The following is a 2,171-nucleotide window of genomic DNA, read 5'->3' as shown; positions in this document are numbered from 1 at the left end:
GCCGCCCGGCAGGCCGCGTGGGCGCTGGGCGCCGCGCAGGGGACGCTGTCCCCGCACGAGCCGCCGCGCTGGCCCGCGGCCGCCAGCCAGGTGTTCGAGCCGGGCGACGACCTGGCGGTGGGGCAGGCGGTGCGGCAGCAGTACGTGGCGGTACGGGAGCAGACGCACCCGGGGGCGTTCGAGGCGCAGCCGTAGCGGGGCGGGACCCCCTAGTCGAGGTAGCCGCGGAGCTGGTCGGCGAAGGCGTGGTCGCGGAGCTTGTTGAGGGTCTTGGACTCGATCTGGCGGATGCGTTCGCGGGTCACGCCGAAGATCCGGCCGATCTCCTCCAGCGTGCGGGGGCGGCCGTCGGCGAGTCCGTACCGCAGCTGCACGACCTTGCGCTCGCGCTCGCCGAGCGTCGACAGCACGGCCTCCAGGTGCTCGCGGAGCAGCAGGAACGCCGCGGACTCGACCGGTGAGGCGGCGTCGCCGTCCTCGATGAGGTCGCCGAGCGCCACGTCGTCCTCCTCCCCGACCGGCGCGTGCAGCGACACCGGTTCCTGGGCGAGGCGCAGCACCTCGCTCACCCGCTCCGGGGTGAGGTCGAGGTGGACCGCGACCTCCTCGGGAGTGGGTTCGTAGCCGCGTTCCTGGAGCATGCGGCGCTGGACGCGGACGACCCGGTTGATCAGCTCGACGACGTGGACCGGCACCCGGATGGTGCGCGCCTGGTCGGCGAGGGCGCGGGACATGGCCTGGCGGATCCACCAGGTCGCGTACGTCGAGAACTTGTACCCGCGGGCGTAGTCGAACTTCTCGACCGCTCGGATCAGGCCGAGATTGCCCTCCTGGACGAGGTCCAGCATCGTCAGGCCGCGGCCCACGTAGCGCTTGGCGACGGAGACGACGAGGCGCAGGTTGGCCTCGATCAGCCGGCGCTTGGCCATCCGGCCCAGGACGACCAACCGGTCGAGGTCGAGGGCGAGTTGGCTGTCGAGGTCGGGGGCGGAGGCGAGCTTCTCCTCGGCGAACAGGCCCGCCTCGACCCGGCGTGCCAGGTCGACCTCCTCGGCGGCGGAGAGGAGCGGAATCCGGCCGATTTCGCGCAGATATTGGCGGAAGAGGTCGGAGGAGGGGCCGGTGGCCTCGGGGCGTGCGGGGCGCTCGGCGGGGCCGCTGTCCGCCTCGGCGTCGGGTTCGGTGTCCGTTTCGGTGTCCGCCTCGGCGTCTGCGGTCTCGGGGTCCTGGTCGGTGGGCCGGGCGTCGGCGGCACCCGGGGGCTCCGGCGGTTCCGGGGCGCCCGGGGGCTCCGGGGCGCGGGCCGCGTCGGGCAGCGGGGGCGGTTCCGGTGGCTCCACGGCCGACGGTGCCAGGGGGTTCGGCGGCGCCACGGGGGCCGCGTCGGTGAGGGTCTGGGTCTGCACGGGGGCGACCTCCAGGGTGATCGCTGCTGAGGCGGCAGAACGATCGGGTACGGATGCGCCGGCCACGCCGCCGTCCGTCCCGTACATCATGAGCGGATCTGCGGGGGATCCCGGCCTACCCGGCCAACACCGCCGCGCTCCGAGGACTCAGGCACCGCAACCAGTGTGGAGTACGACACACGCCCGCCACGAGGGGCGTGCGGGCACTTTTTGCGCAGCTGCCGGTGACCGCGCGGTTACGCGACGTCCGCGGCGTCCGGATACGGCACGGCTACGGCACGGCCACAGTGCGGATGCGGCATGGCTACAGCGCGGGTACAGCCGGGCTAGAGTGCCGCGGCGCCCTGGGTCTGGAGGGACTGGGCGTACTGCTGGAGGACCCACAGCTCGTTCTGGACGGCGGCCAGATGGGCCGGGTCGGCGCGCTGGCCCAGGCGCTGGAGGGTGCCCTGGACCTCGGCGATGCGGTGGTTGACGGCGGCCTGGCGGACCCTCACCAGCTGCTCGCCCGCGTACGCCTCGTCCGCGTCGCGGCGGGTGTGGAGCGGCTCCACGGCCAGCTCGGTGACCATCGCGCGGACCGTGTCGTCGGGGGCGGCCTCGCGGACGCGGCGCAGGTAGTCCGCGTCGGCGGCCTCCGCGCCGCCCGCGACCTTGATGGCGCGGCGCACGGCGGCGTAGGGCGGGGCGGTGGCGTTCGGCAGCCGCCCGATCAGCGTGCCGGTGAGCAGCCGCGCCGCATGGCGGGTGCGCAGCAGTTCCCCG

1 protein-coding gene and 2 pseudogenes are annotated in these 2,171 nt (G+C 74.4%); 1 reads left to right on the top strand and 2 read right to left on the bottom strand.

The genetic code is table 11. From position 1 onward, the window contains the following. A pseudogene (locus tag EEJ42_RS31995) lies at positions 1-195 on the top strand (sugar kinase); the annotation flags it as partial. A 14-nt stretch (positions 196-209) separates the two neighbouring features. Here EEJ42_RS31995 and EEJ42_RS31990 read toward each other — a convergent pair. Together EEJ42_RS31990 and EEJ42_RS31985 are read right to left on the bottom strand one after the other, a co-directional pair. Then, the gene (locus tag EEJ42_RS31990) at positions 210-1,496 is read right to left on the bottom strand and encodes an RNA polymerase sigma factor (protein ID WP_123105395.1); all 1,287 of its coding nucleotides are present in this window, start codon (positions 1,494-1,496) and stop codon (positions 210-212) included. Positions 1,497-1,732: 236 nt separating this feature from the next. Further along, positions 1,733-2,171, bottom strand: a pseudogene (locus tag EEJ42_RS31985) (hypothetical protein); the annotation flags it as partial.

Origin of the sequence: Streptomyces botrytidirepellens, from assembly GCF_003721215.1 — a bacterium.
Lineage (GTDB): Bacteria > Actinomycetota > Actinomycetes > Streptomycetales > Streptomycetaceae > Streptomyces > Streptomyces himastatinicus.
Note: the sequence above shows the minus strand (reverse complement) of the source record. Positions and strands in the feature narration are given on the sequence as shown.